The sequence below is a fragment of the Chromobacterium haemolyticum DSM 19808 genome, from assembly GCF_000711885.1.
Classification (GTDB): Bacteria; Pseudomonadota; Gammaproteobacteria; order Burkholderiales; family Chromobacteriaceae; genus Chromobacterium; species Chromobacterium haemolyticum.
Map to the genome: position 1 here is coordinate 20,472 of NZ_JONK01000015.1, position 24,848 is coordinate 45,319.

General features: G+C 64.4%; 21 protein-coding genes. 14 read left to right on the forward strand and 7 right to left on the reverse strand.

What is annotated here, in order from left to right:
• Positions 1–26: 26 nt before the first annotated feature.
• Entirely contained in the window at positions 27–941 is a 915-nt protein-coding gene (locus BR71_RS10515; protein ID WP_043636735.1) for a DMT family transporter, read from the forward strand.
• Positions 938–1,513 carry a GNAT family N-acetyltransferase gene (locus tag BR71_RS10520; RefSeq protein WP_043636738.1) on the forward strand — a complete coding sequence of 192 codons (576 nt, stop codon included), beginning with the start codon at positions 938–940 and terminating at the stop codon, positions 1,511–1,513. Before BR71_RS10515 ends, BR71_RS10520 begins: the two co-directional genes overlap by 4 nt.
• 106 nt (positions 1,514–1,619) lie before the next feature.
• On the opposite strand, the gene BR71_RS10525 is transcribed toward BR71_RS10520, so the two are convergent.
• On the reverse strand, positions 1,620–1,841 hold the full coding sequence (locus BR71_RS10525; RefSeq protein WP_043636884.1) for a SlyX family protein: 222 nt from the start codon (positions 1,839–1,841) through the stop codon (positions 1,620–1,622).
• A 10-nt stretch (positions 1,842–1,851) separates the two neighbouring features.
• The gene (locus tag BR71_RS10530) at positions 1,852–3,165 is read right to left on the reverse strand and encodes a Na+/H+ antiporter family protein (RefSeq protein ID WP_043636740.1); all 1,314 of its coding nucleotides are present in this window, start codon (positions 3,163–3,165) and stop codon (positions 1,852–1,854) included.
• A 335-nt stretch (positions 3,166–3,500) separates the two neighbouring features.
• Here BR71_RS10530 and BR71_RS10535 point away from each other — a divergent pair, with 335 nt between their 5' ends.
• Both BR71_RS10535 and BR71_RS24140 read left to right on the forward strand, forming a co-directional pair.
• Positions 3,501–3,797 carry a DUF2325 domain-containing protein gene (locus BR71_RS10535; RefSeq protein ID WP_043636742.1) on the forward strand — a complete coding sequence of 99 codons (297 nt, stop codon included), beginning with the start codon at positions 3,501–3,503 and terminating at the stop codon, positions 3,795–3,797.
• Positions 3,794–3,949, forward strand: a complete 156-nt coding sequence (locus BR71_RS24140; protein WP_019101315.1) for a hypothetical protein — start codon at positions 3,794–3,796, stop codon at positions 3,947–3,949. The genes BR71_RS10535 and BR71_RS24140 overlap by 4 nt, the downstream gene beginning before the upstream one ends.
• 19 nt (positions 3,950–3,968) lie before the next feature.
• Here the strand turns inward: BR71_RS24140 and rlmH are convergent, their stop codons facing one another.
• The 5 genes from rlmH to BR71_RS10560 all read right to left on the reverse strand — a co-directional run bounded on the left by rlmH (position 3,969) and on the right by BR71_RS10560 (position 7,722).
• Positions 3,969–4,439 carry a 23S rRNA (pseudouridine(1915)-N(3))-methyltransferase RlmH gene (gene rlmH, locus BR71_RS10540; protein WP_019101316.1) on the reverse strand — a complete coding sequence of 157 codons (471 nt, stop codon included), beginning with the start codon at positions 4,437–4,439 and terminating at the stop codon, positions 3,969–3,971.
• A gap of 217 nt (positions 4,440–4,656) precedes the next feature.
• The gene (rsfS, locus tag BR71_RS10545) at positions 4,657–5,025 is read right to left on the reverse strand and encodes a ribosome silencing factor (protein WP_019101317.1); all 369 of its coding nucleotides are present in this window, start codon (positions 5,023–5,025) and stop codon (positions 4,657–4,659) included.
• Between the two features lie 177 nt (positions 5,026–5,202).
• Positions 5,203–5,841 (reverse strand): nicotinate-nucleotide adenylyltransferase, encoded by a 639-nt coding sequence (gene nadD / locus BR71_RS10550; RefSeq protein WP_043636744.1) that lies wholly within the window; start codon positions 5,839–5,841, stop codon positions 5,203–5,205.
• Positions 5,842–5,845: 4 nt separating this feature from the next.
• A complete protein-coding gene (locus BR71_RS10555; RefSeq protein WP_043636746.1) occupies positions 5,846–6,424 on the reverse strand; it encodes a beta-class carbonic anhydrase in 579 nt (192 codons plus the stop codon).
• 260 nt (positions 6,425–6,684) lie between these two features.
• Positions 6,685–7,722 (reverse strand): DUF2804 domain-containing protein, encoded by a 1,038-nt coding sequence (locus BR71_RS10560; protein WP_208854862.1) that lies wholly within the window; start codon positions 7,720–7,722, stop codon positions 6,685–6,687.
• Positions 7,723–7,881: 159 nt separating this feature from the next.
• Here BR71_RS10560 and BR71_RS10565 point away from each other — a divergent pair, with 159 nt between their 5' ends.
• The 10 genes from BR71_RS10565 (at position 7,882) to BR71_RS10610 (ending at position 24,828) form a co-directional block, all read left to right on the forward strand.
• The gene (locus BR71_RS10565; protein WP_043636749.1) at positions 7,882–8,199 is read left to right on the forward strand and encodes an ArsR/SmtB family transcription factor; all 318 of its coding nucleotides are present in this window, start codon (positions 7,882–7,884) and stop codon (positions 8,197–8,199) included.
• Positions 8,196–8,627, forward strand: a complete 432-nt coding sequence (locus tag BR71_RS10570) for a YeeE/YedE family protein (protein WP_043636752.1) — start codon at positions 8,196–8,198, stop codon at positions 8,625–8,627. The genes BR71_RS10565 and BR71_RS10570 overlap by 4 nt, the downstream gene beginning before the upstream one ends.
• Positions 8,624–9,058 (forward strand): DUF6691 family protein, encoded by a 435-nt coding sequence (locus BR71_RS10575; RefSeq protein ID WP_232060448.1) that lies wholly within the window; start codon positions 8,624–8,626, stop codon positions 9,056–9,058. Before BR71_RS10570 ends, BR71_RS10575 begins: the two co-directional genes overlap by 4 nt.
• Entirely contained in the window at positions 9,055–10,779 is a 1,725-nt protein-coding gene (locus BR71_RS10580; RefSeq protein WP_043636755.1) for a SulP family inorganic anion transporter, read from the forward strand. The genes BR71_RS10575 and BR71_RS10580 overlap by 4 nt, the downstream gene beginning before the upstream one ends.
• Positions 10,780–10,836: 57 nt before the next feature.
• A complete protein-coding gene (locus BR71_RS10585) occupies positions 10,837–12,273 on the forward strand; it encodes a M48 family metalloprotease (protein ID WP_043636758.1) in 1,437 nt (478 codons plus the stop codon).
• Positions 12,274–12,585: 312 nt separating this feature from the next.
• Positions 12,586–15,249, forward strand: coding sequence for a pyruvate dehydrogenase (acetyl-transferring), homodimeric type (gene aceE / locus BR71_RS10590; RefSeq protein WP_043589451.1), 2,664 nt, complete (start codon positions 12,586–12,588; stop codon positions 15,247–15,249).
• Between the two features lie 120 nt (positions 15,250–15,369).
• On the forward strand, positions 15,370–17,013 hold the full coding sequence (gene aceF / locus BR71_RS10595; protein WP_043636764.1) for a dihydrolipoyllysine-residue acetyltransferase: 1,644 nt from the start codon (positions 15,370–15,372) through the stop codon (positions 17,011–17,013).
• A 114-nt stretch (positions 17,014–17,127) separates the two neighbouring features.
• Positions 17,128–18,927 carry a dihydrolipoyl dehydrogenase gene (gene lpdA, locus BR71_RS10600; RefSeq protein ID WP_043636766.1) on the forward strand — a complete coding sequence of 600 codons (1,800 nt, stop codon included), beginning with the start codon at positions 17,128–17,130 and terminating at the stop codon, positions 18,925–18,927.
• 332 nt (positions 18,928–19,259) lie between these two features.
• A complete protein-coding gene (locus BR71_RS10605; RefSeq protein ID WP_043589456.1) occupies positions 19,260–21,002 on the forward strand; it encodes an autotransporter assembly complex protein TamA in 1,743 nt (580 codons plus the stop codon).
• Positions 21,003–21,015: 13 nt separating this feature from the next.
• The gene (locus BR71_RS10610) at positions 21,016–24,828 is read left to right on the forward strand and encodes a translocation/assembly module TamB domain-containing protein (protein WP_043636769.1); all 3,813 of its coding nucleotides are present in this window, start codon (positions 21,016–21,018) and stop codon (positions 24,826–24,828) included.
• Positions 24,829–24,848 lie beyond the last annotated feature (20 nt).

A 24,848-nucleotide genomic window follows, 5' to 3' on the forward strand; every position in this document is an offset into this window, starting at 1 on the left:
GAACAGCGAACATCTTAAGAACAGCAATGACACCTGTAAAACAAAAGTTTCTGGCCACCACCGGCATTCTGACCACTGCGCTGGTGTGGGGGCTGATGTGGTATCCGTTCCGTAGCCTCAATCAAAGCGGCGTCAGCGTGGCGATGACCTCGCTGGTGGTGTACCTGGTGGCGATCTCCTTGGGCGTGATCACCTTTTTCGACGTCTATCGCCGCCAGTTCCGGCTACAGCCGGTGTTGCTGGTGCTGACCGCGGTGTTTGGCTGGTGCAACTACAGCTATACCTGGGCGGTGTCCGAGGGGCAGGTGATGCGGGTCTTGCTCTTGTTCTACCTGTCGCCGCTGTGGACGGTGTTCCTGTCGCGGCTGATCCTGAAGGAGCGTTTGACCCGCAGCGGCTGGCTGGTGGTGGCCTTGTCGCTGCTTGGCTGCTTCATCTTCATTTATCGGCCCGGCTTGTTCGCCGGCGAACTGCCGCTCAGCCATCGCTATGAATGGCTGGCTCTGTCCGGCGGCATGGCCTTTGCGCTGGGCAATGTGATCAGCCGAGGCGCCCAGTCCATCCCGGTGCCGGTCAAGTCGGCGTCGATCTGGTTTGGGGTGGCGTCCATCGGCGCGATCAAACTGGCGCTGGCCGGGCAGTTGGGCGGCATTCTGCAGATACCGCCGCAAAGTTGGCTGGTATTGGGCATTCTGGGCGTGACCCTGTTGTGCACCAGCGTGATATCGCAGCACGGGGTGTCCATTCTGCCGGCAACGCAGACGATGACGCTGATGCTGATGGAGCTGTTGTTCGCGGCGGCGTCGGCCTATCTGCTGGCCGGAGAGGCGATGACGCCGCGCGAATGGGCGGGCGGCGCCTTGATCGCCAGCGCCAGCTTGTTGTCTGGACGCATGACTAGAAAGCCGGGGACGGCGCAACTGAAACAGGAGACGGCATGATTACGATCCGACCGATGAACGACGGTGATTTCGAGCGTTTCTGGCCCGTGTTCCACGCGGTGGTGGCGGCTAGGGAGACCTATGCCTTCGATCCTGAGATGACGTGGGAGCAGGCGCGAGAGCTGTGGCTGCGGCTGCCCTTGCACACACTGGTGGCGGAGGAGGACGGCGCGCTGCTGGGCTCGTATTTCCTCAAGCCCAACGCCGCCGGCCCGGGCGGCCATGTCTGCAACTGCGGTTATATGGTGGCGGAGGAGGCGCGCGGCAAAGGCGTGGCGCGGCTGATGTGCGAGCATTCTCAGAAATTGGCGCGGGACAGCGGCTTTCTGGCGATGCAGTTCAATTCGGTCGTGGCCAGCAACGAAGTGGCGGTGGCTCTGTGGCGCAAGCTGGGTTTTGAGCCGGTGGGCCGTTTGCCGCGCGCTTATCGTCACGCGCGGCTGGGGCTGGTGGACTGTCTGGTCATGTACAAGTGGCTGGGAGACGCCGCGCCGGAGATGCCGGAGCCGGCGCCGTTGATTGGCCGCAAGAACATTGAGGCGACCGTGTCGCGGCGCAAGGCCGGCCGCTAGAACCTGTTCAAAGCCTGCTGCGCGTCGGCGGTACGGCGTTGAAACCGTTTTCGCCTTGTCTTGCCCTTGCTCACGGATCGTAAGCAGGTTCTAAACCGCCGTCGGTTCAATAATGCGGCGGAATCTCGTCGCGCAAGCTGAGGCCGGACGCGCTATCGTCCGGCTGAGCTTGGCGGAATTGCTGGTAGAGCAGGCGCATTTGCTGTTGCAGCAGTTCCATGTCTTTTTGCTGACGCGCCACGGTGGCGTTCAGCGCGTCCAATAGTTCGTCCTGGAAGGCGAGCTTCACTTCCATTTCGGCCAGGCGGGCATCGATTTGATCATCCATGCCGGCCATTCTACAACACCATCGCCGCAATCCAGCCGGCTGCCAGCACCGGCAGGTTGTAGTGCAGGAAGGTGGGCAGCACGGTGTCGCGGATATGGTCGTGCTGGCCGTCCACGTTCAGGCCTGAAGTCGGTCCCAGCGTGGAGTCCGAAGCCGGCGAGCCGGCATCGCCCAACGCGCCGGCGGTGCCGATGATGGCCACCGTGGCCAGCGGCGAGAAGCCCAAGTGCATGCACAGCGGAACATAGATGGCGGTGAGAATGGGCACGGTGGAAAAGGAAGAGCCTATGCCCAGGGTCACCACCAGGCCAACCAGCAGCATGGCGAAGGCGGCCACGCCCTGATTGCCGGCGAACAGGCCGGCGCTGGCGGTCACCAGCGCGCTTACCTGGCCGGTGGCCTTCAGCACCTCGGCGAAGCCTTGGGCGGTGATCATGGTGAAACCTATCATCGCCATCATCTTCATGCCTTCGTTGAACAGACCGTCCGCGTCCTTCCATTTCACCACGCCGGTGGCGAGGAATAGCAGGAAGCCCGCCAGCGCGCCCATGATCATCGAATCAGTGTACAGCTGCACCGCGAAGGCCAGCATGATCGCCAGCAAGGCGGTGGCCAGCGACTTGCGGCTGACCTTGGCGCGGGTGCGTTCGACGTTTTCTATCTTGCCCAGGGCGTACTGGCGCGGTTTGCGGTAGCTGACCAGCACCGCCCACAGCAGGCCGGCCACCATGCCCAGCGCCGGAATCGCCATCGCGTGCATCACATTGAGGCCGCGCACATCCATGCCAGATTTGGCGATGTTGCCGAGCAGGATCTGCTTCAGAAAGATGTCGCCGAAGCCCACGGGAAACACCATGTAGGGCGTGACCAGGCCGAAGGTGATCACGCAGGCGACCAGGCGGCGGTCCAGATGCAGCCGCGCCATCACATAGAGCAGCGGCGGCACTAGCAAGGGAATGAAGGCGATGTGGATGGGCACCAGATTCTGGCTGGCGACGCTGACCAGTGCCAGCAACAGGATCAGCGCCCATTTCAAGCGGCTCTGGCCGCTATCGCGCTCCAGCCGCTTGACCGCCAGATCCGCCATGGCGTGCGGCAGGCCGGATTTGGCGATGGCCAGCGCGAAGGCGCCCAGCAGGGCGTAGGACAAGGCTACCGAGGCGCCGCCGGTGATGCCGTTATTGAAGGCTTCCAGGGTGCGGGACAGGGACAGGCCGCCGCTGAGGCCGCCGATCAAGGCGCCGAGCAGCAGGCTGATAACGACGTGGGTGCGCAACAGCGCCAGCCCGAGCATGACGATGACGGCCAGAAGAACTGCGTTCATTTGTATATACAGATCAATAGGTTGGGCGGAGGTGCCGAGGGCGCGGAGCGTAGCGGGTTTCGGTTTTTCTGTCGATAGTCTTGCTTGAAACTAAGGACGGGGCGACAGGGTTGGGCGTCGGCCGCCGCTGTAACGAGAGAGCCTTGCTTTGCGCCGAAATTTCAAAGACTTGCCGGTTTATCGCCCAAGGAAGAGGCGTGGCGGGGGCGTTGCGGCATTTATATACTTTTTGGAAATAAAAAACTAATTTTATATATCTTTACTGCGCTATTACGCCGGCTTAGAGTAGGGGCATGTCAAGGCGCGTCCCGCGCCGCGCTGAGAGGAGGTGGCCGATGAACGCCCTGTTGATAGGCGCGGACAGCCTGGGGAACATTCCGGCGGTTCTGCAAAGCTACGATATCCGGATCGCTCGCCATATTTGCGGGCGCAACGTCGCGCATCAGCGCAAGGCGCCGTTGCCGGGCAAGCCGGATCTATTGATCCTGCTCACCGATTTTCTGGGGCACAATGTGATGCGCAATTACCGGGACAGCGCTTACGCGCTGGGCATCCCTGTGGTGGCCTGCCGACGTTCCGCCACCGCGGTTGAGCGGCGTTTGCAACATGAGGGCTGGAGGAAGCTGTCATGATTTTCTCAGGCAATGAAAACTGGCTGGCCAGTTTGGCGCGCGCAGAGGACTCTGCGCTGCCTTTGCGCGACGATACGGTGACGGTGGAGTGGGCCGGGCTAACGCCGCCGCCCTTGCCGCCGACGGCGGCGCAACCGTCGCAGCCGGCTTGATCCGGCTGTGAGCCGGTTCTTATTCGCGGTGATAGGGGTGGTTGTTGAGAATGGAGTAGGCGCGATATATCTGCTCGGCCAGCATCACCCGCACCATCCCGTGCGGCAGCGTCATCGCCGATAGTTGCAGCAGCACGTCGGCGCGCTGCTTCAATTCCGCCGCCAGGCCGTCGGCGCCGCCGATGATGAAGGCCACGTCGTCGCCGCCGGCCATCCATTCCTTCAGGCCTTCGGCCAACCGCACCGACGTCCAGTTCTTGCCGCGCTCGTCCATCACCACCAGCCTTGCGCGCGGAGGAATGGCGGCGAGCAAGCGTTCGTGCTCGGCGGCGATGCCTTTTTCGGCGGTGACGCCGCCGCCCCGTTTCTCAGGTTTGATTTCCTTCAGTTCCAGCGTGATGTCGCGGCCAAAGCGCTTGGCGTAATCGCCGTAAGCCTCGTCGACCCAACGCGGCATCTTGGTGCCGACGGCGAGAATAGTGATTTTCATCGTGAGTGAGCCAGGGGAGTAAACGCAAACGGGGACTTGCGTCCCCGTTTCGATGAGCGGCTTAGAACCTGTTTACGATCTGCCACGCGTTGGCGGTACGGCGTTGAAACCGCCCTCGAAATGCTCATGTACCACTTGACCATTCCGCTTTCTCAGCCGTTTCGCCTTGTCTCGCTCTTGCTCGCGAGATCGTAAACACGTTCTTAGCGCAGCCGGATCAGGTGGCCGACCACGGACGGCCGCCGGCCGGCAGGAAGCTGGGCTTCTGGCCGCCCCACAACGCTTCGATGTCGTAGTAGTCGCGCACGGCGGGCAGCATCACGTGCACGACCACGTCGCCGGCGTCCACCAGCACCCATTCGCCGCTTTCATGGCCTTCGCTGCCGACGATGTCCACGCCGGCTTCCTTCAGCTTGACGTGCACGCTGTTGGCCAGCGCCTTGACCTGGCGGTTGGAGTCGCCGGTGGCCACGATCATGCATTGGAACAGCGAGGTCAGCTTGCTGGTGTCCAGTTCGATGATGTCCTTGCCCTTGACGTCTTCCAGGGCTTCGATCGCCAGCTTGGCAATGTCTTGCACTTCCATAATGTCCTTTTCCTGTGCGGGGTTCGCGTTGGCCGGGGCCGGCGCGAAGCTGCCGCAAAATGACGGGCGGGGCCGGCGCGCGAAGCGCGGCCGGCAGGCCTGCCGTATTGCTTTATTAAAGTGAATCGCAGCCGGCCGTCTGCTGACGGCCTGGCGGAAAGTGGCCGGACACGGCGGCTACACTGTCTGGTATAGCCGGTGTTGGCGGATATAGGCCAGCACCGCGGGCGGCAGCACATCGTCCACCGCGTCGCCGCGCGCCAGGCGCTGGCGGATGTCGGTGGCCGCGATGTCCACCGGCGGCAAGGCCAAGGGGCGGATTGTACCGGATGCGGTTCGATTTGAAAAATCAGAGACTTGCCGGGCGCGCCACAAGGCTTGCACCGGCGTGGACAGCCCGGCCGGATCGAAGCCGGGGCGCAGGGCCACGGCCAGGTTGGCGAAACGCAACAGTTCGTCCCAGCGCTTCCAGGTGTGCAGCGTGGCAAGCGAGTCGCCGCCGATCAAAAACCATAGTTCGGCGTCCGGACCCAGTTCGGCGCGCAGCTCTTCCAGCGTGTTTATGGTGTAGGCGGCTCCGGGGCGACGCACTTCGCGCTCGTCCACCGTCAGCCTCGGGTGGTTCGCCACCGCCAGCTCCGTCATGGCGAGGCGCTGCGCCGGCGCGGCGCACGGCCCCTGACTGCGATGATAAGGCCGGCCGGCCGGAATCAGCCTGACCTGGTCCAGCGCCAGCTCCGCGGCGAAGGCGTCGGCCATGCGCAGATGGGCGTTATGGATGGGATCGAAGGTGCCGCCGAACAGGCCCAGGCGCACAGGTTTACTCCTGCGCGTCGTCGTTCTGGTAGCCGTCGACGATGACTTCCAGCCGGCCGGTGGACGGGTGGATCACCATGCCGTGCACCGGTACGTCCTTCGGCATCAAGGGATGGTTGCGGATGGTCTGCACGGTGTGACGCACGCTGTCGGACACGTTGTCGAAGCCTTTCAGCCAACCGTCCAGGTCAATGCCGGCCGCGCGCAGCGTGGCGATGGTGTCTTCCGATACGCCGCGTTCCAGCGCGTGGTCCAGCACGCGCTGCGGGTCGACCGCGCGCATGCCGCAGTCGCGGTGGGCGACCACGCAAATCTCGTCGGCGCGCAGTTCGTACACCGCCATGATCAGGCTGCGCATCACCGATCCCCACGGATGGGTGATCAGCGCGCCGGCGTTCTTGATCAGCTTGGCGTCGCCGTTCTTCAGGCCCATGGCCTTGGGCAGCAGTTCCACCATCCGCGCGTCCATACAGGCCAGGATGGCGAGACCCTTGCCGGGAAACTTGTCGGTCTTGAATTGCTCGTATTCGCGGTTTTCCACGAACTGGCGATTGTGTTCGAGCAGAGCGCTTAATCTATTCATGATGGCAATCTTCTACTGAGAGTCTGTTCATGAGCGTTCTGGAGCACGGACGCAAAAGGATCATGGACAGGCTCTGAAGGTTTGTTAGGTTTGGCGGTTTAGAGAGAATACTCGGTTGCGGGCGCATCCTACCACTGTTGTTCCAGCTGGTCTTGTGTTTTTGCAAACTAGGGATTTCCCTGGTTACGGCAGAGAATTGCGATGAACTCCAGTTAATGGCGGCGAAAGGCGGTAGGCGTGCCGCATCGAGCGGGCTACGTTCACCAACGCGACAGATGGTCCTCGGTCACGCCCAGCAAGTCGCTTACCACATGGACGGCGCCGCTGTCCGGATCCTGGATCTGGCCGTTGAAGCGGCCGATGGGCTGCACATAGCGGCTGGCGGCGATCAGCAGGTTCTTGTCTTCGCGCCGCGCGCCCTCCGGGGCGAAGTTCAGGTCCAGCAAGCCGTTGTCGCTGCGTATGCGCCAGCCTTGCAGCGGGTCGTCCGGTTGGTAATCGAAGCTTACGGGTCCCAGCCGGATCAGCTTGCTTCGCAACCAGGCGGCGTTCTCGGTGTCGCCCATATAGCCTTGCTGCAGATTGAAACCCAGTTCCAGAGAATGCGCACTGGCCCAGCGCCAGCGGGTTTCCCGCGCCAGCAGGCCGTTGGAGTAGTCCAGCGACGCTACCGCTCCGTCCAGGGAATAGCGCCGGTCTTGGCAGTCGGCGAAGCCGCTGATTCTGAGGCCGCCGCTTTTATGGGTGGAATGGGCCAGCCAGTTGGCCGGCGCAATCACCGCCAGTACCGGCGGCATGTCGGCCAATTGGATATGCGCGGCCACTTTCAACTGAGGGGAGTCCACCGCCAGCTCCAGCCGTTCGCCGTCGCGGCGAAAACTCAGGCGGCAGCGGCCGGCCTGGAAGGCGGCGTCGCCGAAGGCGCGGTCTTCTATTTGCGTGGAGAAACCCGGCAGGCCGTTGGCGCTGGCGGCGGCGATGACCTCGCCGCTCTTGCGGTCGAACAGATAGGCGAAGGCGGTGCCGGTCCAGCCGACGTCGACGATGGCGACGCCGATGAAAAAGGCCGGATGGGCGATGGCCGCGTATTGCCAGCGTTTGTGGTGCAGCCGGCGTGTCAGCCGTTGATAGGGCGTGGTTTTCAGCGCGCGCCAGTCCAGCCGGTCAATGATGCCCTGATATACGCCGAAGGCGGGAATGCCGCGTTCGTGCACCAGTTGTCTGGGGGCGGGCGGGAGTCGAGTCGAGGACATGGCGCTGGATGGCCGGGCCGGCGCCGCGGCTGGAAATAGGTTCATGGCCTTGAGTCTACAACAGTTTTTCCCAGCGCGATGGTGACTGATAGGCCATGTGGCGGCGCGTGGGCCGTGTGGCGCGGCGGTAACAGTTAGTTGATTTACATTATATTATAAAACATAATGTTTGCGACGCCGGATGCCGGCGGCGGGAGAACGAATATGGATTTGAACATGCTGCGCGCCAATGCCGGCCGCGCCGCCTTGTTGTTGAAGGGCCTGGCCAACGAGGACAGGCTGCTGTTGCTGTGCCAACTGGTGGACGGGGAAAAGTCGGTGTCGGAACTGGAGCGTTTGACCGGCATCCGACAGCCCTCCTTGTCGCAGCAGTTGGGTGTGTTGCGCAATGAAGGCCTGGTGGCGACCCGGCGCGAAGGCAAATGGGTTTATTACAGCGTGGCCAGCGCTGACGCCTTGGCTTTGCTGAACGCCTTGCACGCGCTGTTTTGCTCAGACCGGCCCGAGGGAGAGGCGCGATGACGGTGGATTGGGCGGCCTTCACGCCGTGGCCTGCTTTATTGGGCGGGGTATTGATCGGAGGGGCGGCGGGCTGGCTGGTCTTGCTGCATGGGCGCATCGCCGGCATCAGCGGCATGGCGGCCGGCCTGTTGGATGGGCGCGCGGACTGGCGCGCGCGGCTGGTTTTTCTCTTGGGCTTGATGGCGGCGCCGGCCTTGTGGCGTCTGGGCGTTGGGGAATGGCCCGCTGTCAGCGTGGAAGCCGGCGGCGTGCGCTTGTTGGTTGCCGGCTTGTTGGTGGGCATCGGCGCGCGCTTAGGCTCCGGCTGCACCAGCGGCCACGGTGTTTGCGGTCTGGCGCGGCAGTCGCCTCGTTCGCTGGCGGCGACGGCGGCTTTCATGCTTGCCGGTTTCGTTACGGCGGCGGTGCTCGGACATTGGGGTGCATGAAGATGACGGCGGAGTGGAAACGCTTATTGTCTATGGCGGGCGCGGGCCTGTTGTTCGGCCTGGGCTTGTTGTTGTCCGGCATGGGTAATCCAGCCAAGGTATTGGCTTTTCTGGATCTGGGCGGCGCCTGGGATCCCAGCTTGGCGCTGGTGATGGCCGGAGCCGTCGCCATGGCCTGGCCGGCGTTCCGTCTGGCCGAGCGCCGCCCGCGCGCCTTGCTGGGCGAGCCGACGCAATTGCCGGCCAAGACGCCGCTGACGCGCCGCTTAATCGGCGGCAGCCTCTTGTTTGGCGTTGGTTGGGGATTGGCCGGCATCTGTCCGGGACCGGCCTTGCTGTTGGGCGGCATGGCGTTGCCGCAGAGCGCTTGGTTTTTGCCGGCGATGGCGGCCGGCCTGTGGCTGGCCGGACGATGGGAGCGGCGCGGATGAGGTTTGGGCTGCCGGGCTGGCTGCGCGGCTATCGGCGCGCCTATTTGCCGGGGGACCTGGGCGCGGGACTGGTGGTGACCTTGTTGCTGGCGCCGCAAGGTCTGGCTTATGCGCTGGTGGCCGGCTTGCCGGCGCAGGCGGGCCTGTACGCCAGCATCGCCCCCTTGCTGATTTACGCATTGGCCGGGCGCAGCCACGCGCAGTCGGTGGGGCCGATGGCGATGACTTCCTTATTGGTGGCGGCCACGCTGACGCGGTTGGCCGAACCGGGCTCGGGCGATTATCTGGCGCTGGCCATCGGTCTGGCGCTGTTGTCCGGGGCGATGTTGGCGGCGCTTGGCCTGCTGCGGCTGGGTTTTATCGCCGATCTATTGTCCGAGCCGGTGCTGGCGGCCTTCACTTCGGCGTCGGCCTTGCTGATTGTGCTGTCGCAATTGGGCCCCTTGCTGGGCGTGCAGGCCGGCGGCGCATCCTTGCCGCAACTGTTGGCCGGGCTGTGGAAGGCGGTGGACGGGCTTAACCCGTTGGCGCTGCTGTTTGGCGCTGCGGCGCTGGCCATGCTGTTGTTGGCGCGTTGGTTGGGCGAGCCGTTGTTGCGCCGCTGCGGCCTGGGCGGGCCGTCGCGGCAGCTTTGGCTGCGTTTGGCGCCGCTGCTGGCGGTGTTGTTGGGCATGGCGCTGGTGGCAGGCCTGGGTCTGCGATCCACCTTGCCGGTGGTGGGTGAGATTCCGCCGGGTCTGCCGGCCCCGACTTGGCCGGGCTTGAGTTTGGATCAGTGGTCGCAGTTGGCGCTGCCGGCCTTTTTCATCGCTTTGATCAATTACGTGCAGAGCCTGGCGGTGGCCCAGGCGCTGGCGCAGCGCCGCGGAGATGAAGTGGATCCGGACCGGGAGCTGCTGGCGCTGGGTCTGTGCAATATCGGCGCCGGGCTGTCCGGCGGTTTTCCGGTCACCGGCGGACTCACGCGTTCCATGGTCAACGCGGAGGCCGGCGCCCAGACTCAACTGGCCTCGGTGGTGGCCGCCCTGGGCATCATGCTCTTGGCCAGCTTCGCCGCCGGCGCGCTGGCCTTGCTGCCGCTGGCGGTGCTGGCGGCGATGATCATCGCATCGGTCAGCGCCATGATACGTTTCGACAGCCTGAGGCTGGCCTGGCGAATCGACCGCGCCGACGCGGCGGCCTTCGCGCTGACTTTCATTCTGGTGCTGTGGCTGGGAGTGGACTCCGGCATTGTTGCCGGCGTGCTGATGTCGCTGGCCGCCATGTTGTGGCGCAGCAGCCGGCCGCATATCGCCGAGCTGGGCCGGCTGCCGGGCAGCCATCATTTTCGCAACCGGCTGCGCTTTGCCGTCGAGAGCCTGCCCGGCGCGCTGTTTTTGCGCGTGGACGAGAGCCTGTTTTTCGGCAACGCCCGCCAGGTGCGGGGCGAGGTGTTGCGTCGGCTGGCCGCCCAGGCGGGAGCGACACGGCTGGTGTTGATCATGAGCGCGGTCAATCGCGTGGATACCAGCGCCTTGCTGATGCTGGCGCGGCTGGACGCCGAGCTGGCGGCGCGCGGCGTGACGCTGCATCTGGCCGAGATCAAGGGGCCGGTGACGCAGCGCATGGAGAGCGGCGGCCTGCTGGCCGGCTTTGCCGGCCGCGTGCATTTGAGCGCGCAAGCGGCCTGGGAAGCGCTGGCCGCGCCGCGGCGGGGAGGCGGGGAAGCTCATACTCTTTGACAGTTGATGTTGCGTCGCCTCATGCAACTTGGGGCGGATCATGGCTATCATAGCCGGATGACCAAACAGACCTTGCTGGCCGGCGTGCTGGCGCTGAGCTTGTTGCACCCGTCCGTCAGTTATGCCGATTTGCCCGATCTGGGCGAGGTGTCGGACGCCTCGCTAACGCTGGCGGATGAAAGCCGCATTGGCCGGCAGGCCTGGCGCGCGATGTTGGAGGCGGGAGACATCGTCGACGATCAGGAAGTCAACGATTACCTCAACGACATCGGCGGCCGGCTCTCCAGCGGCGTCAAGCTGCCCGGCGTCAGTTTCACCTATTTCTGTGTCAACGACAGCGGCATCAACGCCTTTGCCATGCCAGGCGGCTATATCGGCATCAATATCGGCCTGTTGCTGGCGACCCAGAGCGAAGGCGAACTCGCCTCGGTGCTGGGGCATGAAACCGCCCACGTCGCCCAGCGCCACATTGCGCGGATGAAGGCGGCCAGCAGCGCCACCAGCCCCTTGCTATTATTGGGCACCATCATCGCCGCGGCGCTGGCGGCAAAGGCCGGCAGCGGCCAGGGCGCGATGGGCGTGGTTTCCGCCGGCATGGGCCTGTCGATTTCCAATCAGCTGGCGTTTTCGCGCGATTTCGAACGCGAAGCCGACCGTGTCGGCATGCAGTATATGAGCCAGGCCGGTTTCGACGTGCGCAGCATGCCGGCCTTTTTCCAGCGGCTGCAGCAGAACGAGCGTTACAGCGACAATGCGGCGCTGGCCTTTCTGCGAACCCACCCGGTGACGCTGGAGCGCATCAGCGAAGCGGAAAACCGCGCCTTGGATTACCCGGTGAAGATGCGCGCGGACAGCATCGACTACCTGCTGGTGCGGGAGAAGCTGCGCGCCGCGACGCTGACGCCGGACGAGGGGCTGCGCCACTACGAGGCGTCGTTGGACCGCGGCCTGTATCTGAACGAGGGCGCGCAGTGGTATGGCTTGGCTCAGGTCAAGCTGCGCCAGCGCGATATCGCCGGCGCGCGTCAGGCGCTGGCCAAGGCGCGGACCAAGCTGCCGGATCACCCGATGCTGAGGGGGCTGGAGGTGGCGATAGAGCGCGAACGCAAGGACTGGCCCGCCGCCCGCAACGCCGTGCGCGCCGCTTTGGCCCGTTTCCCGCAGAGCTTGTCGCTGCAACTGCTGGACATCGACGTCGCCGTCGCCAGCGGGGACAGCCAGGGGGCGCTGAGTCTGATCAAGACTCAGTTGAGCCGTCATCCGGACAACGCGGGCCTGTATCGGCGCCAGGCCAGTTTGTACGCCGACCGCGATCCGTTGCGTTATCACGCGGCGCTGGGCAACGCCTTCTATTATGAACAGCGTTATCAGCCGGCGATGGAGCAATTCCAACTGGCCAGCAAGGCCAAGGGAGACGACTTTTACCTGCGCTCCTCAATCGAAGCGCGCATCCGCGAACTGGATAGGCTGGTCAGGGACGAGAGGAAGAAGTAAGCGCGCAACTGAAACGAATGTTTCAATTTACGACAGCAAATCGCAAAAAAACAACATGGTGCGGCGCAATAACCGCTGTTTTACGCCCTTAAACAAGCGTTAGTACGCTTGACCTATTCCTTTGTGAAAGCGGGAAGACGTACACTTGCTCAAGACACGGCGCTCTTTTCGTAAATGAACATTTTTATTTGCGATTGCGTTCGTTTATAATCTGAAGCTAATAAATTGGTTCGAATCCGAGCCAATTGCAATAACGCGGGGCCGCGCAGTGCTACATACGGCCCCCGATCCACCTTGCTGTGAGGACCAGAGATGGCTGCAACTTTCCCTGACGATATCGATCCGTTGGAAACCCAGGAATGGACTGAAGCGCTGGAGTCGGTGCTGGACGCCGAAGGCCCGGAGCGCGCGCATTACCTGTTGGAGAAACTGGTCGAGCGCACCCGCCGCCGCGGCGCCCATCTGCCGTTTGACGCCACCACCGCATACCAGAACAGCATTCCGCTCGGCAAAGAAGCCAAGTCGCCGGGCAACCACGAGCTGGAGCACCGCATTCGCTCGATCAATCGCTGGAACGCCGCCGCTTTGGTGCTGCGCGCCGGCAAGAAGGACTTGGAGCTGGGCGGCCACATCGCCTCCTTCCAATCCTCCGCCACTCTGTACGATGTGGGTTTCAACCATTTCTGGCGCGCTCAGAACGATGAGCAAGACGGCGATCTGATCTACTTCCAGGGCCATATTTCCCCGGGCGTGTACGCACGCGCCTTCATGGAAGGCCGCCTATCCGCGGAGCAGCTGGACAGCTTCCGTCAGGAAGTGGACGGCAACGGTCTGTCCTCTTACCCGCACCCGTGGCTGATGAAGGACTTCTGGCAGTTTCCGACCGTCTCGATGGGCCTGGGCCCCTTGATGGCCATCTACCAGGCCCGCTTCCTCAAGTATCTGGAAAGCCGCGGTCTGGCCAAGACTCCGGGTCGCAAAGTGTGGTGTTTCTGCGGCGACGGCGAGATGGACGAGCCGGAATCCCTGGGCGCGATTTCGATGGCGTCCCGTGAAGGCCTGGACAACCTGATCTTCGTGATCAACTGCAACCTGCAGCGTCTGGACGGCCCGGTGCGCGGCAACGGCAAGATCATCCAGGAACTGGAAGGCGATTTCCGCGGTTCCGGCTGGAACGTCCTGAAAGTGATCTGGGGCTCGCGTTGGGATCCGCTGCTGGCGATGGATACCAAGGGCTTGCTGAAGAAGCGCATGGACGAGTGCGTGGACGGCGATTACCAGACCTTCAAATCCAAGGACGGCGCTTACGTTCGCGAACACTTCTTCGGCAAATACCCGGAGCTGCGCGAAATGGTCGCCAATATGTCCGACGACGAGATCTGGGCGCTGAACCGCGGCGGCCATGATCCGCACAAGGTGTACGCCGCTTACCACGAGGCGTCCAATAACGCCAACGGCCGTCCGACCGTGATCCTGGCCAAGACCATCAAGGGTTACGGCATGGGCGCGTCCGGCGAAGCCAAGAATATCGCGCACCAGGCCAAGAAAATGGATCTGGATTCGCTGCGCAAATTCCGCGATCGCTTCGGCATTCCGGTGTCCGACGAAGAGCTGCCGAACGTGCCGTACTATCTGCCGGCCGAAGACAGCCCGGAAATGAAGTACATGCGTGAACGCCGCGCAGCGCTGGGCGGCTACCTGCCGGCGCGCAAGCCGGTGACCACCCCGCTGCAAACGCCGGAACTGTCCGTGTTCGACGCGCAGCTGCAAGCGTCCGGCGATCGCGAGTTCTCCACCACGATGGCCTTCGTCCGCATGCTGGGCACCATCATGAAGGACAAGAACATTGGTCAGCGCGTGGTTCCGATCGTGCCGGACGAATCCCGTACCTTCGGCATGGAAGGCATGTTCCGCCAGTACGGCATCTGGTCCACCCAGGGTCAGAACTACGTGCCGCAGGATCATGACCAGCTGATGTTCTACAAGGAATCCAAGGACGGCCAGATTCTGCAGGAAGGCATCAACGAGCCGGGCGCGATGGCCGACTGGATCGCCGCGGCGACCAGCTACGCCAACAGCAGCCAGCCGATGATTCCGTTCTACATCTACTACTCGATGTTCGGCTTCCAGCGCATCGGCGATCTGGCCTGGGCCGCCGGCGACATGCGCGCCCGCGGTTTCCTGCTAGGCGGCACCGCCGGCCGCACCACGTTGAACGGCGAGGGCCTGCAGCACGAAGACGGTCACAGCCACATCCAGGCCGGCTTGATTCCGAACTGCATCAGCTACGACCCGACCTTCGCTTATGAGCTGGCGGTGATTGTGCAGGACGGCCTGCGCCGCATGTACGCCGAGCAGGAAGACGTCTTCTACTACCTGACCCTGATGAACGAAAACTACGTTCATCCGGCCATGCCGGCGGGCGCGGAAGAGGGCATCCTGAAGGGCATGTACCTGCTGCAGGACGGCGGCGACGCCAAGGTTAAAGTGCAGCTGATGGGCTCCGGCACCATCCTGCGCGAAGTGATGGCCGCGGCCGACTTGCTGAAGGCTGATTTCGGCATCGGCGCCGACATCTGGAGCGTGACCTCCTTCAACCAGCTGCGCCGCGACGGCATGGAAGCCGAGCGTCACAACCTGCTGAACCCGACCGCCGAAGCGCGCGCCTCCTACGTGGCGCAGCAACTGTCCGGCCGTCAAGGTCCGGTCGTGGCCGCAACCGACTACATCCGCAACTACGCCGATCAGATCCGCGAATACGTTCCGGGCCGTTACGTGGTGCTGGGCACCGACGGCTTCGGTCGCTCCGACAGCCGCGCCAACCTGCGCTCCTTCTTCGAGGTGGATCGCTACCACGTGGCTCTGGCGGCGCTGTCCGCTCTGGCGCGCGACGGCAAGATCGAAGCATCCAAGGTGGCCGAGGCGATCGCCAAGTACGGCATCAAGACCGACAAGCTGCCTAGCTGGAAAGTGTAATCGCAAAGCGGAAGCCCCGGTTCAGGCCGGGGCCTTCCGCCTTTGCATGGCAAGCGAATCTGTAGCGGATATCCGGCGGCAGGCCCCGAAAGGGGCTTCCGCCTTACGAATGGAAAGCTCATGAGCAATCTGATCGAATTGAAAGTGCCCGACATCGGCGGTCACAGCAATGTAGACATCATCGAAGTATTCATCGTCCCGGGCCAGACCGTGTCCGTGGACGACAGCCTGATCACGCTGGAAACCGACAAGGCCACCATGGAAGTGCCGGCGGAAACCGCGGGTGTGATCAAGGAAGTCAAAGCCGTCGTCGGCGGCAAGATTTCCGAAGGCGACGTGATCGCCATCCTGGAAGTGGGCGCCGCCGCGTCCGCGCCGGCCCCGGCGGCCGCAGCCCCGGCTCCCGCAGCCGCGCCTGCAGCGGCTCCGGCTCCAGCGGCAGCCGCTCCGGCCGCAGCGCCCGCGGCCTCCGGCCGCAGTGAAATCCGCGTGCCGGACATTGGCGGTCACAATGGCGTCGACGTGATTGAAGTCACCGTCAAGGTCGGCGATGACATCGCCGTCGACGACAGCCTGATCACGCTGGAAACCGACAAGGCCACCATGGAAGTGCCGGCCTCCGCCGCCGGCCGCGTGGTGGAAGTCAAAGTGAAAGTGGGCGACAAGGTCAGCGAAGGCGATCTGATCGTGGTGGTGGAAGGCGCTGTCGCAGCCGCCTCCGCCCCGGCAGCCGCCGCGCCGGCTCCGGCAGCAGCTCCGGCCGCACCGGCCCCGGCAGCCACCGCACCCGCCGTGGCACCGGTCGCCGCGGCCGTGGCCGCCGCCATCGACGAAATCGCCTTCTCCAAGGCCCACGCCGGTCCGTCCGTGCGCCGTCTGGCGCGCGAACTGGGCGTGGATCTGGGCAAGGTCAAGGGCAATGGCCGCAAGGGCCGCATCACGGAAGACGACGTCAAAGCCTTCGTCAAGGGCGTGATGCAGAACCCGGCCTCGCTGGCCCCTGCCGCCGCGCCGGCGGGTTCCGGCGCGGGTCTGGATCTGTTGCCGTGGCCGAAAGTCGATTTCGCCAAGTTCGGCCCGATCGAAACCAAGCCGCTGTCCCGCATCCAGAAGATTTCCGGCGCCAATCTGTCGCGCAACTGGGTGATGATCCCGCACGTAACCTTCAACGATGAGTGCGACATCACCGAGCTGGAAGACTTCCGCAAGACCGTGGGCAAGGAGTGGGAAAAGTCCGGCCTGAAGATCAGCCCGCTGGCCTTCATCATCAAGGCGGCCGCCGAAGCGCTGAAGGCCTTCCCGACCTTCAACAGCTCGCTGGATGGCGACAACCTGGTGCTGAAGCAGTATTACCACATCGGCTTCGCCGCCGACACGCCTAACGGCCTGGTGGTGCCGGTGATCAAGGACGCGGATAAGAAGGGCCTGCGCCAGATCGCTCAGGAACTGACCGACCTGTCCAAGCTGGCCCGCGAAGGCAAGCTCAAGCCCACCGACATGCAGGGCGCGACCTTCACCATCTCCAGCCTGGGCGGCATTGGCGGCACCAGCTTCACGCCTATCGTGAACGCGCCGGAAGTGGCCATCCTCGGCGTCTGCAAATCGCAGATCAAGCCGGTGTGGAACGGTAAGGAATTCGCGCCGCGCCTGATGTGCCCGCTGTCGCTGTCCTTCGATCACCGCGTGATCGACGGCGCCGCCGCCGCGCGCTTCACCGTGCATCTGGGCAAGCTGCTGTCCGACGTGCGCCGCCTGATTCTGTAATCGCCAGTAGAACGGCCGCTCCGGTCTAGCCGGAGCGCGCCGCTCAAGCGAACGATTCTGCTGAATATCGGCGGAGGCCTCCGGGCTTCCGCCTTACGTTGCGGATGGAAAACCATGAGCAATCTGATTGAACTGAAAGTCCCGGACATCGGCGGCCACAACAACGTGGACGTGATCGAAGTCTTCGTCAAGCCGGGCGACGTGATCGCGAAAGAAGCCAGCCTGATCACGCTGGAAACCGACAAGGCCACGATGGAAGTGCCGGCCGAAACCGCCGGCACCGTCAAGGAAGTGCGCGTCGCCGTGGGTGGCAAAGTCTCCGAAGGCGATGTGATCGTGATAGTAGAAGCCGCCGGCGCAGCCGCCGCGGCTCCGGCTGAAGTGAAGCCGGTGGAAACCACCGGCGTCGCGTCCGCCACCACCCAGGCCGGCTTCGCGCCGCAGGCCGCTCCGGTCGCCGCCAGCCATAGCGGCGGCGCCGACATCGAATGCGACGTGATGGTGTTGGGCGGCGGTCCCGGCGGTTATTCCGCCGCCTTCCGCGCGGCCGACCTGGGCCTGAAAGTGGTCATCGTCGAGCGCTATTCCACCCTGGGCGGCGTCTGCCTGAACGTGGGCTGCATCCCGTCCAAGGCGCTGCTGCACAATGCGGCGGTGATCGACGAAGTCAGCCATCTGGCCGCCAACGGCATCAAGTTCGGCAAGCCGGAAGTGGACATCGACATGCTGCGCGGCTACAAGGAAAAGGTCATCGCCAAGCTGACCGGCGGCCTCGCCGGCATGGCCAAGGCGCGCAAGGTGGAGATCGTGCGCGGTAACGGCCGTTTCATCGACCCGCACCACATCGAAGTGTCCGCCACCACCGGCAAGGGCCGCGAAGAGAGCGGCGAGAAGAAAATCGTCAAATTCAAGAACGCCATCATCGCCGCCGGTTCCCGCGTGGTGAAGCTGCCGTTCATTCCGGACGATCCGCGCGTGGTGGACTCCACCGGCGCGCTGGAGCTGAAGGGCGTGGCCAACCGCATGCTGATCATCGGCGGCGGCATCATCGGCCTGGAAATGGGCACCGTCTACTCCACGCTGGGCGCGCGCCTGGACGTGGTGGAAATGATGGACGGCCTGATGCAGGGCGCGGACCGCGACCTGGTCAAGGTTTGGCAGAAGTGGAACGCCCATCGTTTCGACAACATCATGCTGAACACCAAGACCGTGGCCGTGGAACCCAAGGACGACGGCGTGTGGGTGACTTTCGAAGGCGATCAAGCCCCGAAAGAACCGCAACGCTACGACCTGGTGCTGTACGCCACCGGCCGCGCGCCCAACGGCAAGCTGATCGGCGCCGAGAACGCCGGCATCGCGGTGACCGATCGCGGCTTCATCCCGGTGGACAAACAGCAGCGCACCAATGTGCCGCACATCTTCGCCATCGGCGACATCGTCGGCCAGCCGATGCTGGCGCACAAGGGCGTGCATGAAGGCCATGTGGCGGCGGAAAACTGCGCCGGCCAGAAGTCCTACTTCGACGCGCGCGTGATCCCGGGCGTGGCTTACACCGATCCGGAAGTGGCTTGGGTCGGCGTCACCGAGGACGAAGCCAAGAAGCAAGGCCTGAAGATCGAGAAGGGCGTGTTCCCGTGGGCCGCCTCCGGCCGCGCCATCGCCAATGGCCGCGACGAGGGCTTCACCAAGCTGATCTTCGACGCGGAAAGCCACCAGATCATCGGCGGCGGCATCGTCGGTCCGCATGCTGGCGACATGATAGGCGAAGTGTGCCTGGCCATTGAAATGGGCTGCGACGCCACCGATATCGGCAAGACCATCCACCCGCATCCCACCATGGGCGAGTCCATCGGCATGGCGGCGGAAGTGGCGCACGGCACTTGCACGGATTTGCCGCCGCAGCGCAAGAAGTAAGCGCGGCTCGGCAAGGAAAAGGGCGAACCTCCGGGTTTGCCCTTTTTTATGCGCCCGACCATTTTGAGCCGGCGCTATAAAAACCGCTGAGGGTAAAACTATTGCCGGCGCGGCCAGTCATACCTCATTGCGCCTAAATGGCGCGTGTGGCCGGCTTGCGATGAGCAAAGTGAATGCCTACGCGCCGTTTTCTAAATTTAAATTGAATATAAATTAAGCTTTTGGTTTAAGAAAACACCGGCCTGTCCGCGCGATTTTGAAGCCGCCCAGCCGCTTCTCGCCAGCCGCCGCAAGTTTCGTTACCATGGCCTCGACACTAAACGAATCGGACCATGCCAAGCTCCCGCCTGCTCATTTCATTGATCTTATTGCTGTCGGCGACGCCCGCCTGGGCCAAGCTGGATTACAGCGTGCGCGTCGACGCGCCTTCCGGCCTGGCCGGTTTGCTGCAAGACAATCTGGAATTGGTCACCAGCCGTCTGGAAGAAGAAATGGACGAAACGCTGCTGGCCGAACTGGTGCGGAGCACCCCGGAGGATGCGCGCAAGCTGCTGGAGACCGAGGGTTACTTCGACGCGCGTGTCAATGTGCGCGAAGAAAGCCCCCGGCAGTACGTGATCGAGGTCAAGCCCGGCCAACCCACGCTGATCGACGACGTCACCATCCGCCTGAACGGGCCGATACGCGACGAAGGCGATTTCCAGCAACGCTTCGCCGCGGTGCTCGAGGCCTGGTCTCTGCCGATGGGCGCACCTTATCGGCAATCCGACTGGGACGGCAGCAAGCGCGCGGTGATGCGTCTGATCACCGCCGACCGCTTCCCCAGAGCGCAGATCAGCAAAAGCGTGGCGGAAATCGATCCGGCCACCCGCCGCGCGCAGCTGGTGGTGGACATCGACAGCGGCCCGGTGATCCTGTTCGGCGACATCACCGTCAAAGGCATGAAGCGTTATCCGGAAAAGATCGCCACCGGCTTGGCGGATTTCTCCCCCGGCACCGCCTACCGGCTGCAGAAAATTTTTGATTACCAGTCGGCGCTGGAGCAGGCGCCGCATTTCTCCAATGTGGTGGTCAGCGCCGACATGGCCCGTATCGACCCGGAGACCCACCGGGTGCCGGTGGAAGTGGACGTCACCGAAATGCCGCGCCAGAAGCTGGAGCTGGGCTTGATCTACGACTCCGGCGACGGCCCCGGCGTGCGCGTCGGTTACGACCATTACAATATCTTCCGCCGCGGCTACACCGGCTCGCTGGTGACCAACTGGAAGAAAAACCAGCAATCGCTGTCGTTGGGTCTGGGCTTTCCGCGCCAGTCCGACGGCTATTCCCACTCCATCACCAGCGCTTTCAAGACCGACGACGTGCAGGGCCTGAAAACCCGCAGCAGCGATGTGGGCGGCTGGCGCACCCGTACTCGCGGCAATATCGAGGCGCGCCTCGGCCTGCAGTACCTGATGGAAAGCGAGGAGGCCGGCGGCGTGTCCAACAAGGACACCCGCGCCTTGCAGCTGGTCTACGGCTGGACCCAGCGCGCGGTGGACGATCTGATGCGGCCGCGCTCCGGCGTCTTGCTGGACTTTCAGCTTTCCGGCACGGTCGGCAGCGCGCTGTCCTCAACCTCCTATGTGCGCGGCTACGCCCGCACCGTTGCTTACTGGTCGCCGTTTCCCAAGTACGGCACCTTCGTCGGCCGGCTGGAATTGGGCCAAGTGTGGGCCAACGACAAGGATGCGGTGCCGTCCTCCATCCTGTTCCGCGCCGGCGGCGCCAACAGCGTGCGCGGCTACGATTACCAGAGCCTGGGCCTGCCGGGCCCCAACGGCTCGGTGCTGGGCGGCCGCGTGGTGGCCACCGGCAGCCTGGAGTATCAAATCCCGATCAAGCCGGACTGGTATCTGGCGTTGTTCACCGACGCCGGCAACGCCAGCCAGAGCTGGAAGGGCTTCCAGGTGGAGCGCGCCAACGGCGTAGGGGTGCGCTGGATGAGCCCCGTGGCCCCGCTGGCCTTTGACTTCGCCAAGGCGGAGCGCGACGGCAAAATCCGCTGGAACCTCAGCCTGGGCCTGGCCTTCTGACCTGAATGCATTCATGAGCGAAACCGACACCTCCCCCACTCCCGACACCGCCCCGCCGCCGCCGGCCAAGCCCAAGCGCCGTCGTTGGCGCTGGCTGCTGTGGCTGCCCTTGTTGCTGGTCGCGCTGCTGCTGGCCGCCAGCGCCTGGTTGACCGGCAGCCGCGCCGGTTTCGCCTGGCTGATGCAGTCGCTGGGCGGCCTCAGCGGCAACACCGTCAGCGTCAAGCACGCCGAAGGCACGCTGTGGGACGGCTTCAAATTGAGCGAGGTGCGCGTGCGCAGCGCCGGCAGCGACGTGGACATCGAGTCCGTGCAGCTGGACTGGCGGCCGGGCGCCTTGTGGCAGCGCCAATTGTGGGTGCGGCAATTGGCCGTGGGCCACGTCAAGGTGGCGGTGAAACCGACGCCGGCCACCCCGCCCAGCGGTGCGCCGGAGTCTCTAGCCTTGCCGCTGGAGATCCGTCTGGACCGGCTGAGCGTGGCCAGCGTGACGCTGGAGCCGGCCAAGCTGCGGCTTTACGGCCTGGAAGCCGGCTACGTCTACGATGGCCGGCGCCACGATCTCAAGCTCAAGCGCCTGGGTTCGCCCTGGGGCGAGGCCGCGGCGGCGCTGCAATTGGCCGATGCCAAGCCCTTCGCGCTGCAGGGCAAGCTCAGCGCCGACGGCGAACTGGACAAGATTCCCTATCAGGCGCGGCTGGCGCTGGGCGGCAATCTGCTGCACCTGAGCTTTGACGGCGAGTTATCCGGCAAAGACTTGGTGGCCGACGTCAAGGGCGGCCTGCTGCCCTTCGCCAGCAATCCCTTCAATAGCTTTACCCGGCTGGACGCGCGCATGGCCGGCATCAATCCGCAAGCCATCCTGCCGGAATGGCCGCGCGCCAAACTCAGTTTGGCGGTGTTTGCGGAGCCGGACGCCGGCCAGCGCGTCAAAGGCGGGCTGACCCTCCTCAACGAGCAGGCCGGCCCCTTGTCCGATCAGCGCTTGCCGCTATCCTTGCTGGTAAGCGAGTTCCGCGCCGACGACAAGGCGCTGGAGCTGTTCAGCACCCACGCCCGGATCGCCGGCGGCGAAATCGGCCTGGCCGGCCAGGTGCAGCCGGACCGGCTCAAGCTGGCGTTGGATATTTCCAAGCTGGGCCTGCGGCAATTGCACGCCGACGCGCCGGACGACAGTCTGGACGGCCGAGTGACGCTGGACGGCCCTCTGAGCGGTCCCAACATCCTGGCACAGCTCAAGGGCAAAACCCTGCAGGCCAAGGCCAATGTCGGTTTTGCGCCGGCGCCGCACCCGGCGCTGCTGATCCGGCAGGCGGAATTGACCGCCGGTGTGGGCAGCCTGGCTCTATCCGGCCAATTGGGGCTGGATGGCAAGCAGTTGTTCGATTTCAACGGCAAGCTCAATCGCGCAGATCCGTCCAAGCTCAAGCCCGGCTTGCCTAGCGGCGACCTCAACGCCAGTCTGCAGGCCAAGGGCCAACTGGCCAGCCCGCTGAATGTGGCGGCCAAGCTGCAATTCTCCCCCAGCAAGCTGTCCGGCGCGCCGCTAAGCGGCGCCGCCGACCTGCAACTGCAGGGCGAACGCCTGAAATCGCTCAGTGCCGACCTGAGGCTGGCGCAGAACCGGCTGCAGGCCAACGGCGCTTACGGCGCCGCCGGCGACAAGCTAAAACTCTTGATCGACGCGCCCAACCTCGGTCTGATCGGCCCCGGCTTCTCCGGCGTGGTCAAGGGGCAGGGAGAACTGGCTGGCACGCCCAAGGCACCGTTGATCAGCGCCAATCTGCAAGCCGACCGTCTGAAGCTGCCGGGCAATATCGCCGTGCAGAGCATGCAATTCAGCGGCAACGTCAAAGCCGACCAGAACAGCCCGTTCCAGCTCAAACTGGATGTGGCCGCGCTGCAGGCCGGCGGTTTCCGCGCCGAGCAATTGCGCGCCAGCGCCAACGGCACCCGTGCGCGCCACGCTCTGCAGTTGGACGGACGTTTCCGTCTGGCCGATCACCCCTACGCGCTGCAACTGGCGGCTAGCGGCGGCTTGCGCGGCGAGGCCGGGCCTTGGGCCGGCACCTTGAGCAAGCTGGAGTTGAGCGGTCGTCCCGGCCTCAGCCTGCTGGCGCCGGTGGCGCTGGAGCTGGGCGAGCAGATCAAGGTGGGCAACGCCCGCTTGGCCGCGCTGGGCGGCAGCATTACCCTGGCGGAACTCAACCGCGGGGCCAACGGAGCGCTCAGCACCCGCGGCTCCGCGCGCGGCTTGAGGCTGGCGGAGCTGGGCCCCTTGCTCAGCCTGCCGGTGAAGCAGGATCTGAGCTTCGACTCCGACTGGAATCTGAATCTGGCGGCCAACGCCAAGGGCCAATTCGTGCTGCGCCGCGCCGGCGGCGATGTGCAATTGCCGGGAGACAAGGGCAAGGACGTGGCGCTGGGCTTGAAGACCGCGGTCGCCACCCTGACGTTGGACGGCGGCCGCGCCTTGTTCGATCTGAATTTGGACAGCCGCTACGCCCAGCTGCAAGGCAAGGGTTCCGTGCCGTGGAACGGCGGCGCCATCGACGCCAAAACCCCGCTCAACGCCACCGTCAGCGCTAGCGTGCCCTCGCTGGCGACGCTGGCCAGCTTCGCCGGCCCTTCTTTGGAACTGGGCGGTCAGATCGGCGCCAATCTGGCGCTGACCGGCGCGCTGAGCCTGCCGATGGCGCAAGGGACGATACGCGGCGACAAATTATTGCTGGCCGACCGCCGCACCGGCATCCGCCTGGGCGACGGCAGCCTGCTGGCGCGGCTGGACGGCCGCAAGCTGGTGTTGGAGCGCTTGCGTTTCGCCGGCGGCGAAGGCGAGGTGGCGGCCAGCGGAGCGCTGGATCTCAGCGGCGACACCCCGGATGCGCGGGTGGCGGTGGAGTTGCGCAAGTTTGGCGTGTTCGACCGTCCCAACCGCCGGCTGGTGGTGTCCGGCCGCACGGAACTGGCGATGGTGGCCGGCAAATTGTCGCTGACCGGCCATATCCGCGCGGATCAGGGCCGCATCGGCCTGCCCAAGTTCGGCGCGCCCAGCCTGAGCGACGACGTGATGGTCAAGGGCCGGCCCGGGCCGGAGCCGTCGGCCTTCGCCAGCATGCCGCTGACAGTGGCGCTGGATCTGGACCTGGGAGATCACTTCCGCTTCTCCGGCCAGGGCTTGAACGTGGACTTGACCGGCTCGGTGCGCGTGAGCGCCAATCCGGGCGAAGCGCCGGGCGCCAAGGGTCAGGTACGTGTGGTCAAGGGCCGTTACAAGGCTTACGGACAGGACCTGGACATCGAGTACGGCGCGATCACCTTCAACGGCCCTCTGGATAATCCGCTGCTCAATGTGCGCGCCAAGCGCCGCCTGTCGCCGGTGGGCGCCGGCGTGGAAGTCAGCGGTTCGGTGTCGGTGCCCAAGGTGCGTCTGATCGCGGACGAGCCGATGTCGGAAAAGGACAAGCTGGCCTGGCTGGTGTTGGGCCGGGCGGCGAGCGGCGAGCGCGACGACAACGATCTGGCGGCCTCCGCCGGCATGATGTTGGCCGGTTCGCTCAACGACCAGATCGGCCTGTTCGATGACTTGGGCGTGTCCAGCCGCAAGGAAAAAACCTTGGCCAACGGCACGGTGAGCCCGGCGGAGCAGGTGGTGACGGTGGGCCGTCAGCTGACTCGCGAACTGTATTTGGGCTACGAGTACGGCGTAACCAGCGCGAACCAGGCGGTGAAGCTGGCCTATCAACTGAGCAAGGGCTGGTCGATGGTGCTGCGGGCGGGTACCGACGCCTCGGTAGAGTCGCGTTACACCTTGCGCTTTGATTGAGCGAGGCAATCGCCGGTCAA

Excerpts from the sequence above, each read along its gene's own strand:
- BR71_RS10585 (WP_043636758.1), top strand. The coding sequence starts at position 10,837 with ATGACCAAACAGACCTTGCTGGCCGGCGTGCTGGCGCTGAGCTTGTTG.
- BR71_RS10515 (WP_043636735.1), top strand. The coding sequence starts at position 27 with ATGACACCTGTAAAACAAAAGTTTCTGGCCACCACCGGCATTCTGACC.
- BR71_RS10520 (WP_043636738.1), top strand. The coding sequence starts at position 938 with ATGATTACGATCCGACCGATGAACGACGGTGATTTCGAGCGTTTCTGG.
- BR71_RS10575 (WP_232060448.1), top strand. The coding sequence starts at position 8,624 with ATGAAGATGACGGCGGAGTGGAAACGCTTATTGTCTATGGCGGGCGCG.
- BR71_RS10560 (WP_208854862.1), bottom strand. The coding sequence starts at position 7,722 with ATGAACCTATTTCCAGCCGCGGCGCCGGCCCGGCCATCCAGCGCCATG.
- rsfS (WP_019101317.1), bottom strand. The coding sequence starts at position 5,025 with ATGGAAGTGCAAGACATTGCCAAGCTGGCGATCGAAGCCCTGGAAGAC.
- lpdA (WP_043636766.1), top strand. The coding sequence starts at position 17,128 with ATGAGCAATCTGATTGAACTGAAAGTCCCGGACATCGGCGGCCACAAC.
- BR71_RS10525 (WP_043636884.1), bottom strand. The coding sequence starts at position 1,841 with ATGGATGATCAAATCGATGCCCGCCTGGCCGAAATGGAAGTGAAGCTC.
- BR71_RS10530 (WP_043636740.1), bottom strand. The coding sequence starts at position 3,165 with ATGAACGCAGTTCTTCTGGCCGTCATCGTCATGCTCGGGCTGGCGCTG.
- aceE (WP_043589451.1), top strand. The coding sequence starts at position 12,586 with ATGGCTGCAACTTTCCCTGACGATATCGATCCGTTGGAAACCCAGGAA.
- rlmH (WP_019101316.1), bottom strand. The coding sequence starts at position 4,439 with ATGAAAATCACTATTCTCGCCGTCGGCACCAAGATGCCGCGTTGGGTC.
- BR71_RS10565 (WP_043636749.1), top strand. The coding sequence starts at position 7,882 with ATGGATTTGAACATGCTGCGCGCCAATGCCGGCCGCGCCGCCTTGTTG.
- BR71_RS10580 (WP_043636755.1), top strand. The coding sequence starts at position 9,055 with ATGAGGTTTGGGCTGCCGGGCTGGCTGCGCGGCTATCGGCGCGCCTAT.
- BR71_RS10610 (WP_043636769.1), top strand. The coding sequence starts at position 21,016 with ATGAGCGAAACCGACACCTCCCCCACTCCCGACACCGCCCCGCCGCCG.
- BR71_RS10555 (WP_043636746.1), bottom strand. The coding sequence starts at position 6,424 with ATGAATAGATTAAGCGCTCTGCTCGAACACAATCGCCAGTTCGTGGAA.
- BR71_RS10570 (WP_043636752.1), top strand. The coding sequence starts at position 8,196 with ATGACGGTGGATTGGGCGGCCTTCACGCCGTGGCCTGCTTTATTGGGC.
- BR71_RS10605 (WP_043589456.1), top strand. The coding sequence starts at position 19,260 with ATGCCAAGCTCCCGCCTGCTCATTTCATTGATCTTATTGCTGTCGGCG.
- aceF (WP_043636764.1), top strand. The coding sequence starts at position 15,370 with ATGAGCAATCTGATCGAATTGAAAGTGCCCGACATCGGCGGTCACAGC.
- BR71_RS24140 (WP_019101315.1), top strand. The coding sequence starts at position 3,794 with ATGATTTTCTCAGGCAATGAAAACTGGCTGGCCAGTTTGGCGCGCGCA.
- BR71_RS10535 (WP_043636742.1), top strand. The coding sequence starts at position 3,501 with ATGAACGCCCTGTTGATAGGCGCGGACAGCCTGGGGAACATTCCGGCG.